This is a genomic window from Bradyrhizobium sp. 604_D8_N2_3 (genome assembly GCF_051810765.1).
In the GTDB taxonomy this organism is placed as follows: domain Bacteria; phylum Pseudomonadota; class Alphaproteobacteria; order Rhizobiales; family Xanthobacteraceae; genus Bradyrhizobium; species Bradyrhizobium barranii.
Window position 1 is genome coordinate 6,675,806 of the sequence record NZ_JBPWPM010000001.1, and the last position, 19,026, is coordinate 6,694,831.

General features: G+C 67.5%; 17 protein-coding genes. All 17 read left to right on the forward strand.

The features are described from left to right. The first annotated feature begins 1 nt into the window (after position 1). The 17 genes from AB7245_RS32070 to AB7245_RS32150 all read left to right on the forward strand — a co-directional run bounded on the left by AB7245_RS32070 (position 2) and on the right by AB7245_RS32150 (position 19,014). A complete protein-coding gene (locus AB7245_RS32070) occupies positions 2 to 526 on the forward strand; it encodes a phage tail protein (RefSeq protein ID WP_063981960.1) in 525 nt (174 codons plus the stop codon). 8 nt (positions 527 to 534) lie between these two features. Next, entirely contained in the window at positions 535 to 1,239 is a 705-nt protein-coding gene (locus tag AB7245_RS32075; protein ID WP_199877126.1) for a hypothetical protein, read from the forward strand. A gap of 113 nt (positions 1,240 to 1,352) precedes the next feature. Then, positions 1,353 to 1,883, forward strand: coding sequence for a hypothetical protein (locus tag AB7245_RS32080; RefSeq protein ID WP_187387983.1), 531 nt, complete (start codon positions 1,353 to 1,355; stop codon positions 1,881 to 1,883). Further along, positions 1,880 to 3,229 (forward strand): DUF4255 domain-containing protein, encoded by a 1,350-nt coding sequence (locus tag AB7245_RS32085; RefSeq protein ID WP_231142750.1) that lies wholly within the window; start codon positions 1,880 to 1,882, stop codon positions 3,227 to 3,229. The genes AB7245_RS32080 and AB7245_RS32085 overlap by 4 nt, the downstream gene beginning before the upstream one ends. Continuing rightward, positions 3,226 to 5,199 (forward strand): ATP-binding protein, encoded by a 1,974-nt coding sequence (locus AB7245_RS32090; RefSeq protein WP_231142752.1) that lies wholly within the window; start codon positions 3,226 to 3,228, stop codon positions 5,197 to 5,199. Before AB7245_RS32085 ends, AB7245_RS32090 begins: the two co-directional genes overlap by 4 nt. Beyond that, positions 5,196 to 5,429, forward strand: coding sequence for a hypothetical protein (locus AB7245_RS32095; protein ID WP_439035399.1), 234 nt, complete (start codon positions 5,196 to 5,198; stop codon positions 5,427 to 5,429). The genes AB7245_RS32090 and AB7245_RS32095 overlap by 4 nt, the downstream gene beginning before the upstream one ends. Then, entirely contained in the window at positions 5,426 to 7,771 is a 2,346-nt protein-coding gene (locus tag AB7245_RS32100; protein WP_063981956.1) for an eCIS core domain-containing protein, read from the forward strand. The genes AB7245_RS32095 and AB7245_RS32100 overlap by 4 nt, the downstream gene beginning before the upstream one ends. A 3-nt stretch (positions 7,772 to 7,774) precedes the next feature. After that, positions 7,775 to 8,323, forward strand: a complete 549-nt coding sequence (locus AB7245_RS32105; protein WP_063981955.1) for a hypothetical protein — start codon at positions 7,775 to 7,777, stop codon at positions 8,321 to 8,323. Then, a complete protein-coding gene (locus AB7245_RS32110; RefSeq protein ID WP_063981954.1) occupies positions 8,320 to 8,985 on the forward strand; it encodes a hypothetical protein in 666 nt (221 codons plus the stop codon). Before AB7245_RS32105 ends, AB7245_RS32110 begins: the two co-directional genes overlap by 4 nt. 11 nt (positions 8,986 to 8,996) lie before the next feature. After that, positions 8,997 to 9,347 carry a hypothetical protein gene (locus AB7245_RS32115; RefSeq protein ID WP_063986204.1) on the forward strand — a complete coding sequence of 117 codons (351 nt, stop codon included), beginning with the start codon at positions 8,997 to 8,999 and terminating at the stop codon, positions 9,345 to 9,347. 14 nt (positions 9,348 to 9,361) lie between these two features. Continuing rightward, on the forward strand, positions 9,362 to 10,492 hold the full coding sequence (locus AB7245_RS32120) for a hypothetical protein (RefSeq protein ID WP_063981953.1): 1,131 nt from the start codon (positions 9,362 to 9,364) through the stop codon (positions 10,490 to 10,492). After that, entirely contained in the window at positions 10,489 to 11,001 is a 513-nt protein-coding gene (locus tag AB7245_RS32125) for a phage baseplate assembly protein V (protein ID WP_063981952.1), read from the forward strand. The genes AB7245_RS32120 and AB7245_RS32125 overlap by 4 nt, the downstream gene beginning before the upstream one ends. A gap of 9 nt (positions 11,002 to 11,010) precedes the next feature. Continuing rightward, complete coding sequence (locus AB7245_RS32130; protein WP_063981951.1) at positions 11,011 to 11,325, forward strand: hypothetical protein; 315 nt, start codon at positions 11,011 to 11,013, stop codon at positions 11,323 to 11,325. Positions 11,326 to 11,337: 12 nt separating this feature from the next. After that, positions 11,338 to 11,709: a GPW/gp25 family protein gene (locus AB7245_RS32135; protein ID WP_063981950.1), complete on the forward strand. Its 372-nt coding sequence runs from the start codon at positions 11,338 to 11,340 to the stop codon at positions 11,707 to 11,709. After that, the gene (locus tag AB7245_RS32140; protein ID WP_231142754.1) at positions 11,706 to 14,252 is read left to right on the forward strand and encodes a putative baseplate assembly protein; all 2,547 of its coding nucleotides are present in this window, start codon (positions 11,706 to 11,708) and stop codon (positions 14,250 to 14,252) included. The genes AB7245_RS32135 and AB7245_RS32140 overlap by 4 nt, the downstream gene beginning before the upstream one ends. Further along, complete coding sequence (locus AB7245_RS32145) at positions 14,249 to 16,888, forward strand: putative baseplate assembly protein (protein ID WP_063981948.1); 2,640 nt, start codon at positions 14,249 to 14,251, stop codon at positions 16,886 to 16,888. The genes AB7245_RS32140 and AB7245_RS32145 overlap by 4 nt, the downstream gene beginning before the upstream one ends. Next, positions 16,885 to 19,014, forward strand: coding sequence for a hypothetical protein (locus tag AB7245_RS32150; protein ID WP_063981947.1), 2,130 nt, complete (start codon positions 16,885 to 16,887; stop codon positions 19,012 to 19,014). Before AB7245_RS32145 ends, AB7245_RS32150 begins: the two co-directional genes overlap by 4 nt. The last annotated feature ends 12 nt before the right edge of the window (positions 19,015 to 19,026 follow it).

Genomic DNA, 19,026 nt, shown 5'->3' on the forward strand with positions numbered 1-19,026 from the left:
AATGGCACAGTTCTCGGTCAATCCGCAGCGCTTCGATCCCTACAAGAACTTCAAGTTCCGCGTGAAATGGGACGGCCGCTACGTCGCCGGCATCAGCAAGGTGTCGGCGCTGAAACGCACCACCGAGGTGGTCGAGCACCGCGAGGGCGGTGATCCCTCGACGGGACGCAAGTCGCCCGGCCGCAGCAAGTTCGAGGCGATCACGCTCGATCGCGGTGTCACCCACGACACCGAGTTCGAGAAATGGGCCAACAAGGTCTGGCATTTCGGCGCAGGACTTGGCGCCGAGGTCTCGCTGAAGGATTTCCGCAAGGACATCATCCTCGAGGTCTATAACGAAGCCGGGCAGCTCGCGCTCGCCTACAAGATCTACCGCTGCTGGGTCTCCGAATACCAGTCGCTACCCGATCTCGACGCCAACGCCAATGCGGTGGCGATCCAGCACATCAAGCTGGAGAACGAGGGATGGGAGCGCGATCAAGCCGTCGCCGAGCCGTCCGAGCCCACTTTCACCGATCCGGCCTGAGACCGCTCATGCTCTCCGCCACCGCACAACGCGAGCAGGACATCCTGGCGATGTGGGACCGGGCCGCCGGCCGCGCGCAGCGCCAGCGCGACGATGCCTTGTTCGCGGCGGCGGGCGCAGCGCCGACGGACTCGATCGGCACAGGCAATGCCGCTCTGCTGGCCTTGCGCACGCGATTGTTCGGCGCGCCGTGGCGGCTGCGCGCCGCCTGCCCCACCTGTCACACCGACTGCGAGTTCACGGCGGACAGCGCAGTGCTCGCGGACGGACTTGCACCACCGGCTGACGCCGTGCCGCCGCGTATCACGAACGGGGGCCGCGAGCTGGCGCTGCGGCTGCCGACGCTTTCCGATCTTGCAAGCCTCGCCGCGACCTGCGATTCCGCCGCCGCGGCAAAACTGTTGCTCGCGCGCTGCCTCGGTGACGCGCCGCCGGCCGCGCAGGACATCCTGCATAGGGTCGAAGCCGAGCTCGAACGTTGCGATCCCGGAGCGGTGCTCAGTTTTGCGCTCGACTGCCCCGATTGCGGCCACGCCTGGCAGGCCGTGATCGACATCGCGCCGGCGCTCTGGGCCGAGGTGCAGGCGGCGGCCGAGCGTACCCTGCTCGAAGTCGACGCGCTCGCGCGCGAATATGGCTGGAGCGAAGCCGAGGTGCTGGCATTGCCGCACACCCGCCGCGCCGCCTACCTGCAACTTGCGGGCGCGTCATGACGGGCCTCCTGCAAAATCTTGCACGCATCGGCCGCTGCGAACCGATTCCCGGCGCGGCACGCGTTGCCCTGCCGCCGCGTTTTGCCGCCCCGCCCCGGAATGACGATGCTCCGATGCACGAGACGACACGGGATGAAAGGCAGACACCGGCATCCTCGCCGGCGGCATTGCCGAACATCACCGGCGCAGACGATCCTGCCACTGGCGTGCAGGCGCCGCAGCGCAGACAAATGGAGCCGGACAACGAAGGCGCACCGTTGCGTCTCGAGGCCAAGGTCGCAGCTGCCGCGCCGCCGCTTCAATCGACCGACGCGCCGTCGAGATCGCCTGTCGATGCCCCTCTGCCTGCCGACCCGCGCGATCCGCCGCGCGGCACACAGCCGCGTGACACGGTCTTGCGCGACACGCCCCGCCCCCGAAACGAAGCTGCAACACCGCCGGCGCTTCCGCTCGGCCAGACCGTGCTCGCCGGCCAGGCGCAGCGCCGGCGCGAGACACCGCCGGTGATCAAGGTGACGATCGACCGCATCGACATCCGCTCGCCGGAGCCCCCACGCACGGCACGCGCCGTTAAGCCCGCATCAAAGCCGTCGGTGTCGCTATCCGACTATCTGCGCCGCCCTGGACCCGGAGGCCGCGCATGAGTTCGCCGCTCGCGATCGGCGCGGTCAGCGCAGTGCTGCGCAACCTGCTCGACAACGGGCTGATCGAGGCCGGGCCCGCGGTCGGCGGCACCGTCAATGTCAGTGCGGTTGCGCCCGACACGATCGACCTCGCCAGCCCTGAAGAGCAGCCGCGGCTCAATCTGTTCCTGCATCAGGTGACGCCGAACCCGGGCTGGCGCAACCGCTCCCTGCCGTCGCGGTCCTCGACCAGCGGCGAGCGACTGACCAACGCACCGCTCGCACTCGACCTGCACTATCTGCTGACGGCCTACGCGCGGGTCGACTGCCAGGCCGAAATCCTGCTCGGCTATGGGATGCATCTGTTGCACGAGCGCCCGGTGCTCGATCGCGCCGCGGTGCAGCGCGCGCTCAATCCCAATCCGCTCGACGTCGCGATGCTGCCGCCAGCGTTCCAGGCGCTCGCTGCCGCCGACCTTGCCGATCAGGCCGAGTTGATCAAGATCACGCCGGCTGTGATGGGGCCGGAGGAGATGTCACGACTATGGGCGGCCATCCAGTCGCATTACCGGCCGACGGCCGCCTATGTGGTGTCGGTGGTGCTGATCGAAGCCACGAAGCCCGCAGTCTCGCCGCTGCCGGTGCTGTCGCGCGGGATCATCGATCCCGCGACCAAGCGCGACCGCGGCGTCGTCGTCAATCCCGACACGTTGCCTCCGCTGCCGACGCTGTTTGCGGCGACGCCGCAGAACAAGCAGGCCGGCGCACGGCTTGGCGAGCCCGTGGTGCTCTCCGGCATTCGCCTCAGCGGCAGCAATTTTCATGTGCGGCTGGCGCACCCGCTATTTCCGGCGCCTTTTGAACTGGTGCCGGGCGCACCCAACGACGACGGCACCGAGCTCACCGTGACGCTGCCGAACGATGCTGCCGCGCAGGCAGCGCTCGCGCCGGGGCAATGGAGCCTCACGCTGCGCCTGCTGCCGGCCGGCGAAGCCAATGAGCGCGAGACCAACGCGGTGGCCCTGGTCATCGCCCCAGCACTGGTCATTGTAGCCGATGCCGGACTTTCGCTGTCCGCAGCGACCGTGCTGCGCAAGACTGCGCCGCTGCGCGTCACGGCCACCCTATTCTCGCGGCCGCAGGTGCAGCCGCGGCAGCGCGCGAGCCTCGTCCTCGGCACGGCGGAAGCCACCGCCAAACCGCGCAGCGCGGCCACCGATCCGCTGGTGTTCGACTTCCCCGCGACGCTTCCCGCCGGGGCCTATCCGGCGCGGTTGCGCATCGACGGCGTCGACAGCCTCCTGCTCGATCTCAGCGGCGATGCGCCCGCTTTCGATGCCTCGCAAACCCTGAGCGTGCCGCCATGAACATGCACGACAGACCGCAAGCGCAGCCCGTGCTCGATTGGGCCAGCCGCAACCAGCATTGGCTGGCGGCGCAGTTCGCTGCGCTGCGCGGGCGCCTCGCACGGCAGTTGCGCGATACATCGGCCAACGCCGAGCCGCCTCCGCCGGAATGCGCCGATGATTTCGAGCCCGCGCTCGAGGCGCTGACCAAGCTGTTCGGCCTGTCGGCGTTCGAGCGCGACGTCGTGCTGCTCGCGGCCGGCGTCGAGCTCGACAGTGCGCTGCGTCGCCTCGTCGGCGTGGCGATGGCGCAAGCGCCCGAAGCCATCGCGAGCACGCAGCCGACGTTCAATTTCGCCATGCAGATGCTGAGCGAACCACATTGGGATGCGCTCTCGCCGCTCCGGCCGTTGCGGCGCTGGCGCCTGATCGCATGCGAGGGCCGCGAGGCGCCGCCGCGCCGCCCGATCCAGATCGACGAGCGCGTGCTGCACTACCTGACCGGCCTCCCCGCGATGGATGCCCGCCTGATCGGGCTCGTTCGCTGCGAGCCGGTCGGATCCATCGAGCCCGATACACCACAGGCGAACACGATCGCGCACGCGCTCGGCACGGGCGCGGCCGCCCTGGCCACCCTGGGTCACGCTCGCGGCGAGATCGAGCCGCAGCGCGACCTCGCGCGCGCCGCGCTCGCCTGCCTCGGTGCGAACGGCCTGTGGTTGCACGCCCGCGACCTGCCGCACGATCCGCGCGAGCTCGCCGAGATCGCCCGTCTGCTCGACCGCGAGGCCGCGCTCTCGGATGCCATCATCGCGCTCGAGCTCGACCGCCCGATCGAGGCGGCGGATGCCGAGGCGCATGCGATGACGCTGCTCGCCCATCTGATGGGACCCGCGATCGTGCTCAACGCGCCGGAGCCGGCCCGCTTGTCGCGACTGCGGCAGCGCCGCATGCTGCGGCTCCAGGTCGCCGATGCCCCGGCCGCCGCGCGGCAGGTCGCAGCCTTGCGCGGGCTTACGCGCGAGCAGGCCGCCGCGCTCGCAGCCGCGCTGCGCCCGGCGCTGCGGCAGTTCGACGTCCCCGCCGCCGACCTGCGCCTCGTGGTCACCGAAGCCCTCGCCGAGACCCAGGCCGATCCCGCTCTGCTCGGGCCGGCGGTATGGCGGCTCTGCCGCGCCGCGGTGCGCGGCGGGCTTGACACGCTGGCGCAGCGGATCGACAGCCGCGTTGGCTTCGACGACCTGGTCGCGCCCCCGGTGGTAACCGCGCAGCTCCGCGCCATCGCGAATGAATTGCAGCACCGGCCGCGCGTCCATGGCGACTGGGGCTTTGCCGCGCATAACGGCCGCGGGCTCGGAACCGCCGCGCTGTTCGCCGGCGAATCCGGCACCGGCAAGACCTACGCGGCCGAAGCGATCGCGAGCGCGGCCGCACTTGATCTCTACCGCATCGATCTTGCCAGCGTGGTCAGCAAATATATCGGCGAGACCGAGAAGAATCTGAGCCGGCTGTTCGAGGCCGCGGAGACCAGCGGCGCCATCCTGCTGTTCGACGAGGCCGATGCGCTGTTCGGCAAGCGCAGCGAGGTGCGCGATAGCCATGACCGCTTCGCTAATATCGAGATCGCCTACCTCTTGCAGCGGATCGAGACCTATCGCGGGCTCGTGATCCTCACCACCAACATGAAGAGCGCGCTCGACCGCGCCTTCCTGCGCCGCATCCGCTACGTGGTCCAGTTCCCCTACCCTGACGCTGCCGCGCGCGAAACATTGTGGCGCATGCAGTTCCCCTCCGATGCACCGCTCGGCGAGGTGGATTTCGCAGGCCTCGCCAGACTGCAACTGACCGGCGGCAACATCCGCGCCATCGCGCTTAACGCCGCCTTCCTGGCCGCCGCCGGCGGCGGACGGATCGAGCAGGACGCGATCAATGCCGCGGTGCGTGCCGAGTTCTCCAAGCTCGAGCGGCCTTGGCCGGGAGTCGGGCCATGAAACACGCCGCTATCGATATCCGGATTGGACGTCTCGTCGTCGATGCGTCGCGACACTCCGAAGCTGCGGGACTTGCCGACGCAATCGGACAGGCCTTGCAACAGCGGCTCACGGGGTCCGCCAACGAGGCGAGCGCCGTCCATACCGAGGCGCCGCGCGCCGTCGCCGATCGGATCGCGGCACGATTGACCACGACATCCGGCGCCGGCGCTCCGCGAGGCAAGCTATGACCGTGCATGCCGCACCAAAGGCAGTGCCGAAGCAATCCTCGCCGGCCCATGCGCCTTCGCTCGAGCTTCGTCCGGCCCGCGACCGCTTCGAGAGCGAAGCCGAGCACGCGGCCGAGAACGCCCTGCGGCCATCGCAGCCGGCTGGCCCGGCCCCGGTGCTGTCGCCGCTTCCACGCTCTGCTGGCACGACGGGACAGGCCGCGCCGGGCGCGGTATCCGCGGTGGTCGGATCGGCAGGCTCGCCACTCGGCGCTCCGACACGCGAGACGATGGAACGCCAATTCCGGTCCGACTTCAGCTATGTGCGGATCCACACCGACGCGCAGGCCGCAGCCTCGGCCCGTGCGATCCGCGCAACCGCCTACACCGCGGGCGCCCACATCGTGTTCGGCGACGGCGCATACAATCCGCAAAGCCCACGTGGCCGGCACATTCTGGCGCACGAGCTCGCCCATGTCGTGCAGCAGCGCGGCGCGACCGTGTCGCCGGCGGCGGTGCAGCGGCTCGCCTGGTACGAATCGATCGCCGTGTTCTTCGGCGCCGAGGGCAATTTCGGCGACAAGGAGCTGCTCGCCTATCTCGAAAAGATCACCAAGTCCGCCGCGATCGAAGGCAGCTTCGACAGCGACAACAAGGCGCGTGCGATCGTCCGTCGGTGGAAAGCCGGCCAGGCCGAGTTCAAGCTCGATCCAGTCCAAAAGGCGCTGTTGATCCTGGAGATGCAGGACGGCCCCACACTTGATGACGACGAGAACGCGATCCTCGACCTGCTCGAGCTGAGCGATATCGCCGCACTGAGGATCATGTTCGGTTCAGGCAAACTCAGCGTCACCGAGCTCGAATCCGACATCGACGGCGCCGAGTACAAGAGGTTGAAGCGCTTCTTCGCAACCCGCTTTCGCGGCGGACGCGACGCGCTCGCCAAGGGCGACGTCGAGCCGCTGGGCGAACCGGGCAAGGGCGCGCCGACCTTCGCCTACGATGCCATGGCCATCAAGATCCGGATTGCGACGGCAGCGGGCCACGACGAGGTCGCCACCATCGCCGCGGAGGTGTTCGCGCTCGCGCCGGCCGAGCGGGCGAAGGCCACGGAGGAACTCGGCCGCGAGCGCGCCGACATCGCCCGCCGGTTCGACCTCCTCAGCGACCAGGCCGAGGACGAAAGCGATCCGGCGAAGAAAGCAACGCTCAAACAGCAGGCTGACGCGACGGAAAGGATCCTCGACAAATACGACGTCATGCTTCAGGGCGTGTTCCGCGACGTCACGCTGATCACCAGCGCCGGCGATCTGTCGACGACGGTCGAACCCGATGCCGCGAAGAAGGCAGACATCGCGGTGGCGCTGAGGCCCGACCCCAGCAGCCCGCTGCCATTCGACAACTCCCCGGCGGGCAAGAAGAAGTACGACGACGCCTTGCGCCTGCTGATGCCCGGCATGATCCAGGACTACTGGGATGAAATGGTCAAGGACAAGGGGACCGCGGAGCACGGCGATCCGAACAAGGTGCACCAGCTTGCGGAGTTCGAGCGGATCGGCAAGGCCAGCAAGGACGAAACCGACAAGGTGTTCGGCGAGTACTACGACCAGTCGAAGCATCCCGAGCTGAAAGCCGATACGCTCGGCGCGCGCGGCAACATCCACGACCTGTTCGCCGAGACCGAGGCCGAGCTCGCGGGCATGGACAGCACCGAGAAGCGCGACAAGGCGAAGGCGCTGATGCGGTATTTCTTTCAGGCCAACGACCGCGTGCGCGCCATCAATCGCAAGCTCAATGCCTCACCGCATTTCGATGCCAGCAACAATCCCGTGGGCGACGAGGCGATCATCCTCGACCAGATCGCCGACGACTTCACCAGCACGGCCGCGCAGGTCGACAAGCTGAACGAAATCGACCGCGGCTGGGATGCCTCCGCCAATCTCGGCGACATCAACATCCAGATCTTCAAGAAGGCCGACTCGGACAAAGATCGCGATTTCCTGTGGGACATGTTCCAGACGCTGATCCACGAATATATCCACACGCTGCGGACCACGGAATACGACAATTTCGCCAATACTTTCGGCGACGGCTCCAACGAAAACAATACGCTGATCGAAGGCGTCGATTCGCTCTTCGACGAGATCGCCTGGGAGAATGTCGCACCGCGGGTCAACGATCCCAAGCTGCGCGAGGCGGTTGAGGGCCCCGCATATGCAAAGCTCAAACCGATCACCGTGCAGCCGGCATCACGCCGACGCTATTCCTCGTATGCGGAGGCGGTGAAGCTCGTCAACGTCGTCGGCATCCGCAACCTCTACGCCGCCTATTTCCAGGGCGACGTCAAGAAGATCGGAGGCTGAGCGATGCAAGCCGCGCGCCCGTCGGATCTCGCTCTGTCACCGCTGCGGCTGCTCGCCGGCCGCGACCTGCGTTCGTTCGCAGGCCTCGCGCACCCGACCTCCCTCGACGACGTCGCAGCCGTGTTCGATCTCGACCGCTCCTGGCATGGACAGGGCGCGCTCGGCAGCGCCAGGCACCGGACCGACTGGTTCAACGCCGCGGCCGCAGGCTTCGCGCGAGGCGCGCGGGTATGGGCAAACGACGGCACGGTGGTGCTGATCGATGCGACCGACGTCGTCCTCGTCGAGCCGCTGCCGTCGTTGCTCGACGCACTCGGCGAGCCGGAGACAAGGCTCAATTCGTTCCAGGGGACGTTCGAGGTCGAAGCCAATGAATACGTGTACGCGCAGCGGGGCCTGACGCTCTACGTCAACCGCGCCGTCGATACGACGCTCCGGATTGCCGCGTTCGCACCGGGCAGTCTTGAACGCTATCAGCGCGACTTGCGGCTCGACCTTCAGATGAAACGGCTGCCACCGTCGCGCGGCCCATCGGGGGATCGCCTGCCATGACCGGCCTCACCTCGTCCCCAAAACTGATCAAGGGCGGCCTCGTGGTGCTGGCGCCGGGCGGCGGCACGGTGCGACGGCAGATCGCGCTCCAGTACAATCCGGACACGCTGAGCCGCAGCTACCAGGTGCAGGGCACCGGCGGCGACGGCTCGGCCGGCGGGCGGGCGCAACCGTTCCGGCTGAAAGGGCCCGCGATCGAGACCATCAAGCTCGACGCCGAGATCGACGCTACCGACCAGCTCGCCGATCCCGACGCGCACGCCAATGCGGTCGCCTTCGGCATCGCGCCGCAGCTCGCGGTGCTCGAGGCGCTCGTCAATCCGAGCGTCGACGATCTGCTCGGCATCGCAAGCCAGGCCGATGGCGGCACGCTCGAGATCCTGCCGCCGGAGGCGCCGCTCACTCTGTTCGTCTGGAGCAAGAACCGGGTCGCGCCGGTGCGCGTCGCCGAGTTCTCCATCGTCGAGGAAGCGTTCGATCCCGCGCTCAATCCGATCCGCGCAAAGGTCTCGCTCGGGCTGCATGTGATGAGCACCGACGATCTCGGCTTCTCGCATCGTGGCGGCACCATCTTCCTCAATTACCTGCGCAATCGCGAGACGCTTGCCGGCCTGACCGGGAGCGCCTCACTGGCCTCGCTTGGTCTTTCCAGCCTGCCCTGACGGAGCACATGATGTCCTCGGATCCCGTCCAGATGTTGATCGATGCCGGCGCGTTTCCGGACAATAGTTTTCCGCCGAACAGCCGCTATCACGGCACCGCGATCGGACGGCTCAAGCGCAGCGCCGACGATCCCGGTGTCGCCTATGTGCTGCGCCGCTTCATCCCCCAGGGGCGCGACATCGGCATCGCCGGCGAACACATCGTCAATGCCGGCGCCCGGCCCGACACGCTCGCCTCCGCAACGCTTGGCGACCCCGAACTGTATTGGCGGATCGCCGACGCCAATGTCGTGACCGATCCGCTCGAACTCACCGACACGCCCGGTGAGCGCGTGCAGATCCCGCGCCCGAACGGGCTTTAGGGAGACGATTCCCGATGATGCAGGGTGGCGTCCAGCTCTCGCTCCAGATCGGCCCGGCGCCGGTGCCGGCGCCGCGCGAGGTGCTGGAGACGCTGACCCATGCCAAGATCGAGATCGGATCGGGCGATGCGCAGAGCGGATTCGAGCTGACTTTCGACCTGCCGGTGCGCTCGCCGCTGCGCACCATCTTCCTGCTTGCCGGCGGCGGCGCGCTGCCGCCGCTGCTGCGCGTGGTGCTGATCGTCACCATCAACGGCATGGCCGAGTCCGTCATCGACGGCATGGTCACCAATGTCGAGACACAGCCGGGCAGCGGCGGCGTCGGCAAGCTGGTGATCAAGGGCAAGGACATGTCGGCGCTGATGGACATCATCGAGCTGCCGGGCCTGCCCTTCCCGGCGATGCCGCCCTCGGTGCGCGTGCTGGCCATCCTTGCCAAATACGCAGCACTCGGCGTGATCCCGATGGTGATCCCGAGCGTGCTCGATATCCCGCCGATCCCGGTCCAGCAGATCCCGCAGCAGAAGGGCAGCGACTACGCCTACGTCAAGAAGCTCGCGGGTGAAGCCGGCTACGTCTTCTATCTCGAAGCCGGTCCCGCGCCCGGTGCCTCCAAGGCCTATTGGGGACCGGAAATCCGCTTTGGCGCGCCGCAGCCGGCACTCACCACCAACATGGACGCGCTCACCAATGTCGAGGAAATCTCGTTCAACTTCGACAAGGAACGCAAGGTCATGCCGATCGTGTTCTTCCAGGAGGCCAACAGCAAGGCGCCGATCCCGGTGCCGATCCCCGACATCACGCCGATGAGCCCGCCGCTCGGCGTGGTGCCGCCGCTGCCGCCGAAGATCGAGAAGCTCTCCAACACCGCGCATTTGTCCGCGCCGCAGGCGCTCATGGCGGGGCTCGCTTACGCCAGCCAGCACAGCGACAGCGTGTTCGGGAGCGGCAAGCTCGACGTCGCCAGATATGGCCGCGTTCTGAAGTCGCGGCAACTGGTTGGCGTGCGCGGCGCAGGCCTCCCGTTCGACGGGCTCTATTACGTCAAGAACGTCACCCACGAGATCGAGCGCGGCTCCTACAAGCAATCATTCTCGCTCGCACGCAACGCGCTGATCTCGACCGTTCCGCAGGTGCCGACATGAGCGATGCGCCACTTTTCGGAAAGTATCGCGCGGTGGTGATCAACAATATCGATCCGCTTCAGATCGGCCGGATCCAGGTGATGGTGCCCGACGTCGGCGCCGTGATACCGACGAGCTGGGCGATGCCTTGCGTGCCGACCGCAGGCATCAATGCCGGTTTCTTCACGGTGCCGATCATCGGCGCCGGGGTCTGGATCGAGTTCGAGCGCGGCGACCCCGACTATCCGATCTGGGTCGGGTGCTACTGGGGCAGTGCCGCGGAGGTGCCGGTACTGGCGCACGCAGTGCCACCCGGCGTCCCCGGCATCACCCTGCAAACCCCCTTGAAGAACGGTCTCACCATCAGCGACGTGCCGGGCCCGACCGGCGGCATCCTGATGCAGACCACGACGGGCGCGATGATCTCGGTCAGCGACGTCGGTATCACCATTTCCAACGGCAAAGGCGCGGTCATCACCATGACCGGACCGACCGTCGACGTGAATCTCGGCGCGCTCACCGTGATCTAGGAGACGCACATGCCCGCTCCCGTCTTGCATCTCGGCGCCACGGTATTGTGCAGCCATGCCGGACAGGCGACGCCGATCGCGCCGTTCCCGCGCGTGATGCTGTCGGGCCAGCCCGCGGTCAATCTCACCAGCCCCTATGCGATCGCGGCCTGCTCGCTCACCGGCTCGGCGCCGCCTTGCGTCACGGCGCAGATGGTAGTGGGCGCCGCACGGGTGATGATCGGCGGCGCACCGGCCGCGACCATGATCGGGCAATCCGTCTGCACGCCGACGGGCACCCCGATGCTGCCCGTCGTGGCGCAGACGCGCGTGCTGGCAACCTGAGGGGAGGACGGCGTGAGCAGCGAACTCGATTTCCCCTATCATTTCGACGACCAGGGCCGCACGGCCACGACCGGCCGTCCCGATCACATCCGCGACCTGATCGAGCAGGTGCTGTTCACGATGCAGGGCGAGCGGGTGATGCGGCCGGATTTCGGCGCGGGACTCCTGGCGCTGGTGTTCGAGCCCAATTCGGTGACGCTCGCCGCGACCACGCAGATGCTGGCCCAGGCCGCGCTGCATCAGCACCTGTCGCATCTGATCGCCGTCACCTCGGTCGAGGTGATCAATGACGATGCGGTGCTGCGGGTCGAGATCCGCTACGTCGTGCTTGCCGACCGCACCAGCCACGTCGCGAGCTTTGCGGTTCCGGGGGGCGCGGCATGAAGCAACATTGCTGCGATCCGCGCCGGCTCGAAGTGCTCGAGGCCAAGGGCAGCGCCAACGCCATCGCATTCATCGAGGTGCTCGACCTCGCTTCTCCGCCCGGCGCGCCGCGGCAACAGACCCTGCTGGTGCGGCTGCTGCATTCCGGCTTCACGCTCTCGTCGGATAATCTGCGCATCACCGGCGGCGAACGGATCGCGACCGTCGGCGTGGTCTGGTGTGCGCCGGCCGACGCGCTGCCGGCCGAGGCCGAGCCGGGCCTCGTCGACACCGTCGACGATCTCGCCCGCACGCTGGTCGTCCGAACCGACAGCGGCGGGGATTATTCGATCTACAATTTCGGCATCTTCGCCAATTCCGGCTCGGACCAGCCGCCGGCCGGCTTCGATCCAAAGCTGTCGGCGATCGACTTCACCTTCAAGGTCGAATGTCCCTCGGACTATGACTGCGCGGACACCGCGCCGTGCCCGCCCGTGCCGCGCTTGAGGCCGGAGATCGACTATCTCGCGCGCGACTATCAGGGTTTTCGCCGGTTGATGCTTGATAGGCTCAGCCTGCTCGTGCCCGGCTGGCAGGAGCGTTCGGCGGCGGATCTCGGCGTGACCCTGGTCGAGCTGCTCGCTTATGCCGCCGACAACCTCGCCTATCGCCAGGATGCGGTCGCCAACGAAGCCTATCTCGCCACCGCGCGGCAGCGCATCTCGGTGCGACGCCATGCGAGGCTGGTCGACTATCATTTGCACGAGGGCTGCAACGCGCGCGCCTTCGTGCATTTCGGCGTGAATGGACAGAAAATCGCGCTACCGAAGGGCACGCAGCTTCTCACCCGCGTGCCCGGGTTGGACGTAGTGCTGACGCCGGGCTCGCGCGAATTGAACGACGCGATCGACGGTGGCGCCGAGATGTTCGAGACGGTCGCTCCCGCCGAGTTGGACCAGCAACAGAACAGTCTCACCTTTTATGCCTGGGGCAACAACGGATGCTGCCTGCCCCGCGGCACCACGCGTGCGACGTTGCGCGGCCACATTGATACGCTCGCTATCGGCGATATCCTGATCTTCGAGGAGGTGATCAGCCCAACGACGTTGTCTGCCGCCGATGCCGATCCTGGCCATCGCTGCGCGGTGCGGCTGACCGAGAGGACGCTTACGAGCGATCCGTCCGGCGGGCTGTTCGACGAGCCTCCGGTCGACGGCCCGGTCGACGTCACCGAGCTCGCCTGGAGCGAGGCCGACGCGCTGCCCTTCCCGCTCTGCCTGACGGTGGAGGACCGCCCCGAGCTCGCGATCAGTGTTGCGCGCGGCAATATCGTGCTCGTCGATCACGGCCGCACGCTGCCGCCCGAACAGCTCGGCGTGATGCCGCGCGCCAGCTTGAAGCAGGCATCGCGCGCGCCGGGCAATTGCTGCACCTCGTCCCCGGACGTCATGCTGCCGCCGCGCTTCCGCCCGGTGCTGGCAAACAGCCCGTTGACGCAATCCTTCGATCTCGGCGCGCTGCTCGCCGTTCCCGTCAGCAACGACAAGCCGTGGTGGGCGGCCAGCGCATTTTCGCTCTTGTCGCCGCGCGACGCCACGCCTGCCATCGTCGATCTCACGGGACAAGTCGCCGGCATCACCGAGCACTGGCTGCCGCGACGCGACCTCATCGACAGCGCCGGCAACGCGCCGCATGTCGTGGTCGAGATCGACAACCACGGCGAGGCCTTGCTGCGGTTCGGTGACGGCCTGCTCGGCAAGCGCCCGGCCGAAGACACCGCATTCACGGCGACCTACCGGATCGGCAACGGCACATCCGGAAATGTCGGCGCCGAAGCCATCGCCCACATCGTCAGCACCACGGACGGCGTGTTCGAGGCCGTACGCAATCCGCTTCCCGCATCCGGCGGCGTCGAGCCCGAGGACATCGAAGCCGCCCGACGCGATGCCCCACAGGCGTTCCGTACCCAGGAGCGCGCGGTGACGGCGGCCGATTACGCCGCCGCCAGTGAACGACGTGCCGACGTGCAGCGCGCGGCCGCAACGTTCCGCTGGACCGGAAGCTGGCACACCGTGTTCGTGACGCCCGACCGCTTCGGCGGCGGCGTAGTCGACGCGCCCTTCGCTACGCAACTGCGCAACCATCTCGAGCGGTTCAGGATGGCCGGCTACGACCTCGACGTACGGCCGCCACGCTATGTCCCGCTCGATGTCACACTGCATGTCTGCGTCAAGCCAGACTATTTCCGCGCCGATGTCGCGCAGGCCGTGCGGACGGTGCTGTCGAGCGCGGTGCTGCCCGATGGCACGCTCGGCCTGTTCCATCCCGACAATTTCACCTTCGGCGATCCCGTCTATCTCAGCCGCATCATCGCGGCCGCACAAGCGGTCGAGGGTGTCGAGGCGGTGCAGGCGGAAAAATTCCAGCGGCTGATCTCGCCGCTCGCGACCTCGCTGGATGACGAGGTGATCCCGATCGGAAGCCTCGAGATCGCGCAGCTTGCCAATAATCCGAGTTTCCGCGAGCGCGGCCGGCTCATCATCGAGGCGGGAGGCGGCAAATGACGCTACCGGTCCCAACCATCAAGCCTCATGCCCTGCCTGCCGGCAGCGAGAGCTGCGGCTGCTGCGCCGGCATTGAAGCCGAGACGCCGCAAGGCATCTCGAACCGCTACGGCCTCTCCGCCATCGCCTACCGCGTCGGCGACCACGCCCAGTTCCGCGACAGCCTGCACGCCGCGCTGTCCTCTGCCGCGTTCGCACCGCTGGGCAAGCTGCAAAGCCGCGCCGATGACGATTTCACCATCGGCCTGATCGATGCGTTCGCCTGCGCTGCCGACGTGCTCACCTTCTACCAGGAGCGCATCGCCAACGAATCCTATCTCCGCACTGCGCTGGAGCGCGTCTCGCTCCAGGAGATGGGCCGGCTGATCGGCTACCGCCTGCGGCCCGGCGTCGCCGCCGAGACCTGGCTCGCCTTCACGCTGGAAACGCCCCCTGCGCCGCCGCCAAAGCTGTCGCCCGAGCCGGGCAGCTTCGTCACCGGCGTGCCCGCTCAAGTGTCGATCGAGATCGGCACGAAAGTGCAGAGCGTACCGGGGCCGGACGAGAAGCCGCAGACCTTCGAAACGGTCGAGCGACTGGCCGCCGCACGGCCGGCCTGGAATGCGATCCGACCGTGGCTGGCGGAGACACGCCGACCGGACAAAGGCGACACGGTCATGTACCTCGCCGGCCAGCGCAACAATCTGAAGCCGGGCGATGCGCTGCTGATCGTCGGCGATGCCTTCAATCCCGGTACGAATGACAGCAACTGCGATTTCCGCTTCATCGACAGTGTCGAGCTGCAATTGGATTTCGATCGCACCAAGGTGACCTGGCAGCTCGGTCTTTCCGGGGTCACGGCCGCCCAGAACTCGAAGGTCTATGCGCTGCGCAAGCGGGCAGCACCCTTCGGCCACAACGCGCCGATGTGGAAGTCGATGTCGACGGACTTTCGCAACAACTATCCGAGCGGGAGTGACGCGCCGGAGTGGCCCGACTACACGATCTCGCCGATGGGCTCGGCCCAGGGCGGCGGTTTCATTGATCTCGATACGGTCTATTCCGAGGTCCGCGCCGGCGGTTACGTCGTGCTTTCGATGGCAGCCAGGGGCTCCATCCAGGTCATCATCAAGGCCTTCGGCAAGTCGGATGTCATCCTCGATCTCGGCCCGCATCTCGACGTCTACCAGATAGCCGATGCGGACGAGACGTCGCGCGCGGAGTTCGCGCTGGCCGGCAAGGTCACCCGGCTGCAATTGCGCGGCTCCCATTACGACCGCTATCAGGACCAAGTTCGTCGCATCACAGCCTTCGTGCAGTCCGAGCAGCTCGCGCTTGCGCCCTACGCCGTCGATGATGCCGCGACCGGCAGCAGCATCCCTGCAGCCGTCAGTGCCGATGGCCTCGTCGCAGGGCGACGGCTGATCGTGCGAGGCAATCGCGTCTCCGACGGCCAGGCCGTTGTCGTGCAGGCCAACCTCGTATCCGCCCAGGCTGTCGATGCCGGCCGCTGCATGCTTCAGATCGACCCGCCGCTCGCCGGCAGCCTCGACCGCGGCAGCATCGTGGTTCATGGCAATGTAGTGCCGGCTTCGCATGGCGAGACGGTGACCCAGATCCTCGGCTCGGGCGATTCGGCCCAGCCGTTCCAGCAATTCGAGCTGAAGCAGGTTCCGCTGACCTATCGCGCCGCCGCCAATGAGAGTGGTGCCGCGAGCGAATTGACGTTGCGGGTCGGCGAGATCGCATGGCACGAGCGCGCGACGCTGTTCGGCACAGCCGCGACCGATCGCGTCTTTGCGCTCGATATTGACGAGCAAGGGCGCAATCTCGTGAAATTCGGCGACGGCGCCAGCGGTGCGCGGCTGCCGAGCGGGCTCAACAACGTCCGCGCCACCTACCGCAAGGGCATCGGGGGCGCCGGCAATGTCCGCGCCGAGACGCTGAGCCAACTGCTGTCGCGCCCGCTCGGCCTCAAGGGCGTGAGCAACCCGTTCGCGGCCGAAGGCGGCAACGATCCGGAGCCGGCGGATGCGGCGCGACGCAGCATGCCGCTCGGCGCACGCACGCTCGGCCGCGTCGTGTCCGTCCTTGACTATGAGGATTTTGCCCGCGCCTTCACCGGCATTGCCAAGGCGCAGGCGCAGGTGCTGCAACTGCCGCGCGGAAAGACCATCGCCATCACGATCGCGGGGCCGCCCGGCGCTCCCGTCAATTCGACCAGCCCGGTGTGGACCAATTTGCTCGCTGCGCTGAAGGCCGGCGGCGATCCGCATGTCGCTGTCGTGCTGCTGCCCTACCAGCCCGGCACCTTCCGGATCGGATTGAAGGTCAAGCGCGATCCCGATTTCGACGCCAAGGCCGTGCTCACCGCGGTCGAGGCGGCGCTGCGTGCGCACTTCGCCTTCGACGCGCGTGAGCTCGGCCAGCCAGTGCAGCAATCCGACGTGATCGCGGCGGCACAGTCGGTGCCCGGCGTCGTTGCTGTCGACCTCGTCCAGCTCTATGGCGGCACGGCGCCCTTCGCGCAGACCATTCCCTCGCGCCAGGTCCGCCTGCTCGCCTCGCGGATGCATGTCGACCAGGGCGCGGCGAAGCCAAGCGAGCTGCTGACGCTGAACCCGGCGCCGTTCGACATCCTGGAGGAGATGGCATGAACAGCCTCACCCCCGAACGGCTCTACAGCCTGCTGCCGACGCTGCACCGGCTGCGCGACGCCGCGCTTGCGGGCGATCCGGCAAAGGCCGGTCCGCTCCAAGCTCTATTGGCGGCATTTGCGCGCGAGTTCGCCACGCTGGAAGAGTCCGTCGACCAGCTCTACGACGACCAGTTCATCGAAACCTGCGCCGAGTGGGTGACGCCCTATATCGGCGATCTCATCGGCTACCGGCCGCTGCGCGGGCTCGGCACCGAGCTGACCTCGCCGCGTGCCGAAGTCGCCGACACCATCGCCTTCCGCCGCCGCAAGGGCACCGCGCTGATGCTGGAAGAGCTCGCGCAGGACGTCACCGGCTGGCCGGCACATGCGGTCGAATTTTTCGAGCAGCTCGCCACCACGCAATACATGAAGCACATCCGACTGCATGCGCCCGCGACCTGCAATCTGCGCGACACGGCGGCACTGTTCCGGCGCGACGGCGCCTTCAACAGCATCGCGCACACCGCCGAGATGCGGCGGCCGGAAACGGGCGCCGGCCGCTACAACATCCCCAATATCGGCATCTTCCTGTGGCGGCTGTTATCGCTGTCACTCACGGCGGTGCCGCTGACGCCTGACGCCGGCGACGCGACCGGCCGGAAATTCCATCTCAACCCACTCGGCGCGGACATGCGGCTGTTTCGATTCGCGCAGGCCGAGTCCGACATCTCCCATCTCGCCGAGCCGATCAATGCGCCGGAGCCGCTGTCGGTGCGGCTGATGGCGATGGCGGTGCGCGCCGCGCAGGCAACCGCACAGCCGAACGCACGGCGCGAGGACGATTATGGCGACGGCGAGAGCCTGGTGTTTTTCACGCCGGGCACCCCGCCCATCCCGGTGCCGACGGCCAAGGTGCGGGTCTGCGATCTCCGCGACATTCTCGATGGCGGCGGCAATGTCATCGGCTGGGCCCATGAGGCGCAGGTGACGGCGGGCACGATCGGCTTCGATCCCGAGCGTGGCCGTGTGCTGCTCGGCAATCCCGCCGACGGACCGCTGCTTGCGACATTCCACTACGGCACTGCGCGGCAGATCGGCGGCGGCGAATATCCGCGCGTGCCCGCCGCGGGCGATATCGGCAACGAGCAGACCGTCGATGCCGGAGGCGCGTGGCAGGCCAAGCTCAATTTGATCAGGACCGGTGGCCGCCTCATCATCGGCGACAGCCTGACCTACAGGGAGACGCCGACCTTTGTCGTCGACGATGTGACCGGAGATGCCACGCCGCACCATGTCGTGGTCGCCGCGCATGACCAGACCCGCCCGCTGCTGGCGGCGGGCGGCGAGATCACGCTCGACATCGGCGCGCGCGGTCGCCTCACGCTCGACGGGCTCGTGATATCGGGCGGCGCGTTGCGGCTGGCGGCCTTTGCCGATGTCGAGCCGCGGGAGCTGCTGCTGCGCGATTGCACGCTGGTGCCTGGGCTTACCCTGAATGGGGACGGCAGTCCGACCTCGCCGGGCGAGCCGAGCCTGATCATCGAGCATCCCTTCGCCAAAGTGACATTGGAGCGCTGCATCGTCGGCCCGATCCGCGCCGTCACTGATGCCGAGGTAACGCTGACCGACTGCATCATCGATGCCGGCGCGCCGGCGAACGTCGCCTTTGCCGCCGATGCCGCGGGCAGCCCCTGCGCCGAACTGACGGTCGCCCAATGCACCGTCATCGGCAAGGTTCACACGAAACTGTTGAAGCTCGCCTCCAACACCATCTTCTTCGCAGAGCTTGGTCCAAAGCCCGCGGAAAAGTGGATCGCGCCGCTCTTGGTCCAGCGTCGCCAGGAAGGTTGCGTCCGCTTCTGTTACGTGCCCGCGGGTTCGATCACGCCGCGGCGCTTCCATTGCGTGCCGAATGACACGGCGCCCACGGCGCTGCCGCTGTTCACCTCGCTGCGTTATGGCGATCCCGGTTACGGGCAGCTGCGCCGCGCCACGAGCCTCACGATCCGCGCCGGCGGCGACAATGACAGCGAGATCGGCGTTCTCAACGCATTATTCCAGCCGCAGCGCGAGGCCAATCTCAGGCTGCGGCTCGATGAATATCTACGTTTCGGGCTGCACGCGGGCCTGTTCTTCGCGAGTTGACCGAGTGCATCG

Bases quoted from the DNA above. Each gene is read 5' to 3' on its own strand.
- AB7245_RS32070 (WP_063981960.1), top strand. From the start codon at position 2: ATGGCACAGTTCTCGGTCAATCCGCAGCGCTTCGATCCCTACAAGAAC.
- AB7245_RS32075 (WP_199877126.1), top strand. From the start codon at position 535: ATGCTCTCCGCCACCGCACAACGCGAGCAGGACATCCTGGCGATGTGG.
- AB7245_RS32080 (WP_187387983.1), top strand. From the start codon at position 1,353: ATGCACGAGACGACACGGGATGAAAGGCAGACACCGGCATCCTCGCCG.
- AB7245_RS32085 (WP_231142750.1), top strand. From the start codon at position 1,880: ATGAGTTCGCCGCTCGCGATCGGCGCGGTCAGCGCAGTGCTGCGCAAC.
- AB7245_RS32090 (WP_231142752.1), top strand. From the start codon at position 3,226: ATGAACATGCACGACAGACCGCAAGCGCAGCCCGTGCTCGATTGGGCC.
- AB7245_RS32095 (WP_439035399.1), top strand. From the start codon at position 5,196: ATGAAACACGCCGCTATCGATATCCGGATTGGACGTCTCGTCGTCGAT.
- AB7245_RS32100 (WP_063981956.1), top strand. From the start codon at position 5,426: ATGACCGTGCATGCCGCACCAAAGGCAGTGCCGAAGCAATCCTCGCCG.
- AB7245_RS32105 (WP_063981955.1), top strand. From the start codon at position 7,775: ATGCAAGCCGCGCGCCCGTCGGATCTCGCTCTGTCACCGCTGCGGCTG.
- AB7245_RS32110 (WP_063981954.1), top strand. From the start codon at position 8,320: ATGACCGGCCTCACCTCGTCCCCAAAACTGATCAAGGGCGGCCTCGTG.
- AB7245_RS32115 (WP_063986204.1), top strand. From the start codon at position 8,997: ATGTCCTCGGATCCCGTCCAGATGTTGATCGATGCCGGCGCGTTTCCG.
- AB7245_RS32120 (WP_063981953.1), top strand. From the start codon at position 9,362: ATGATGCAGGGTGGCGTCCAGCTCTCGCTCCAGATCGGCCCGGCGCCG.
- AB7245_RS32125 (WP_063981952.1), top strand. From the start codon at position 10,489: ATGAGCGATGCGCCACTTTTCGGAAAGTATCGCGCGGTGGTGATCAAC.
- AB7245_RS32130 (WP_063981951.1), top strand. From the start codon at position 11,011: ATGCCCGCTCCCGTCTTGCATCTCGGCGCCACGGTATTGTGCAGCCAT.
- AB7245_RS32140 (WP_231142754.1), top strand. From the start codon at position 11,706: ATGAAGCAACATTGCTGCGATCCGCGCCGGCTCGAAGTGCTCGAGGCC.
- AB7245_RS32145 (WP_063981948.1), top strand. From the start codon at position 14,249: ATGACGCTACCGGTCCCAACCATCAAGCCTCATGCCCTGCCTGCCGGC.
- AB7245_RS32150 (WP_063981947.1), top strand. From the start codon at position 16,885: ATGAACAGCCTCACCCCCGAACGGCTCTACAGCCTGCTGCCGACGCTG.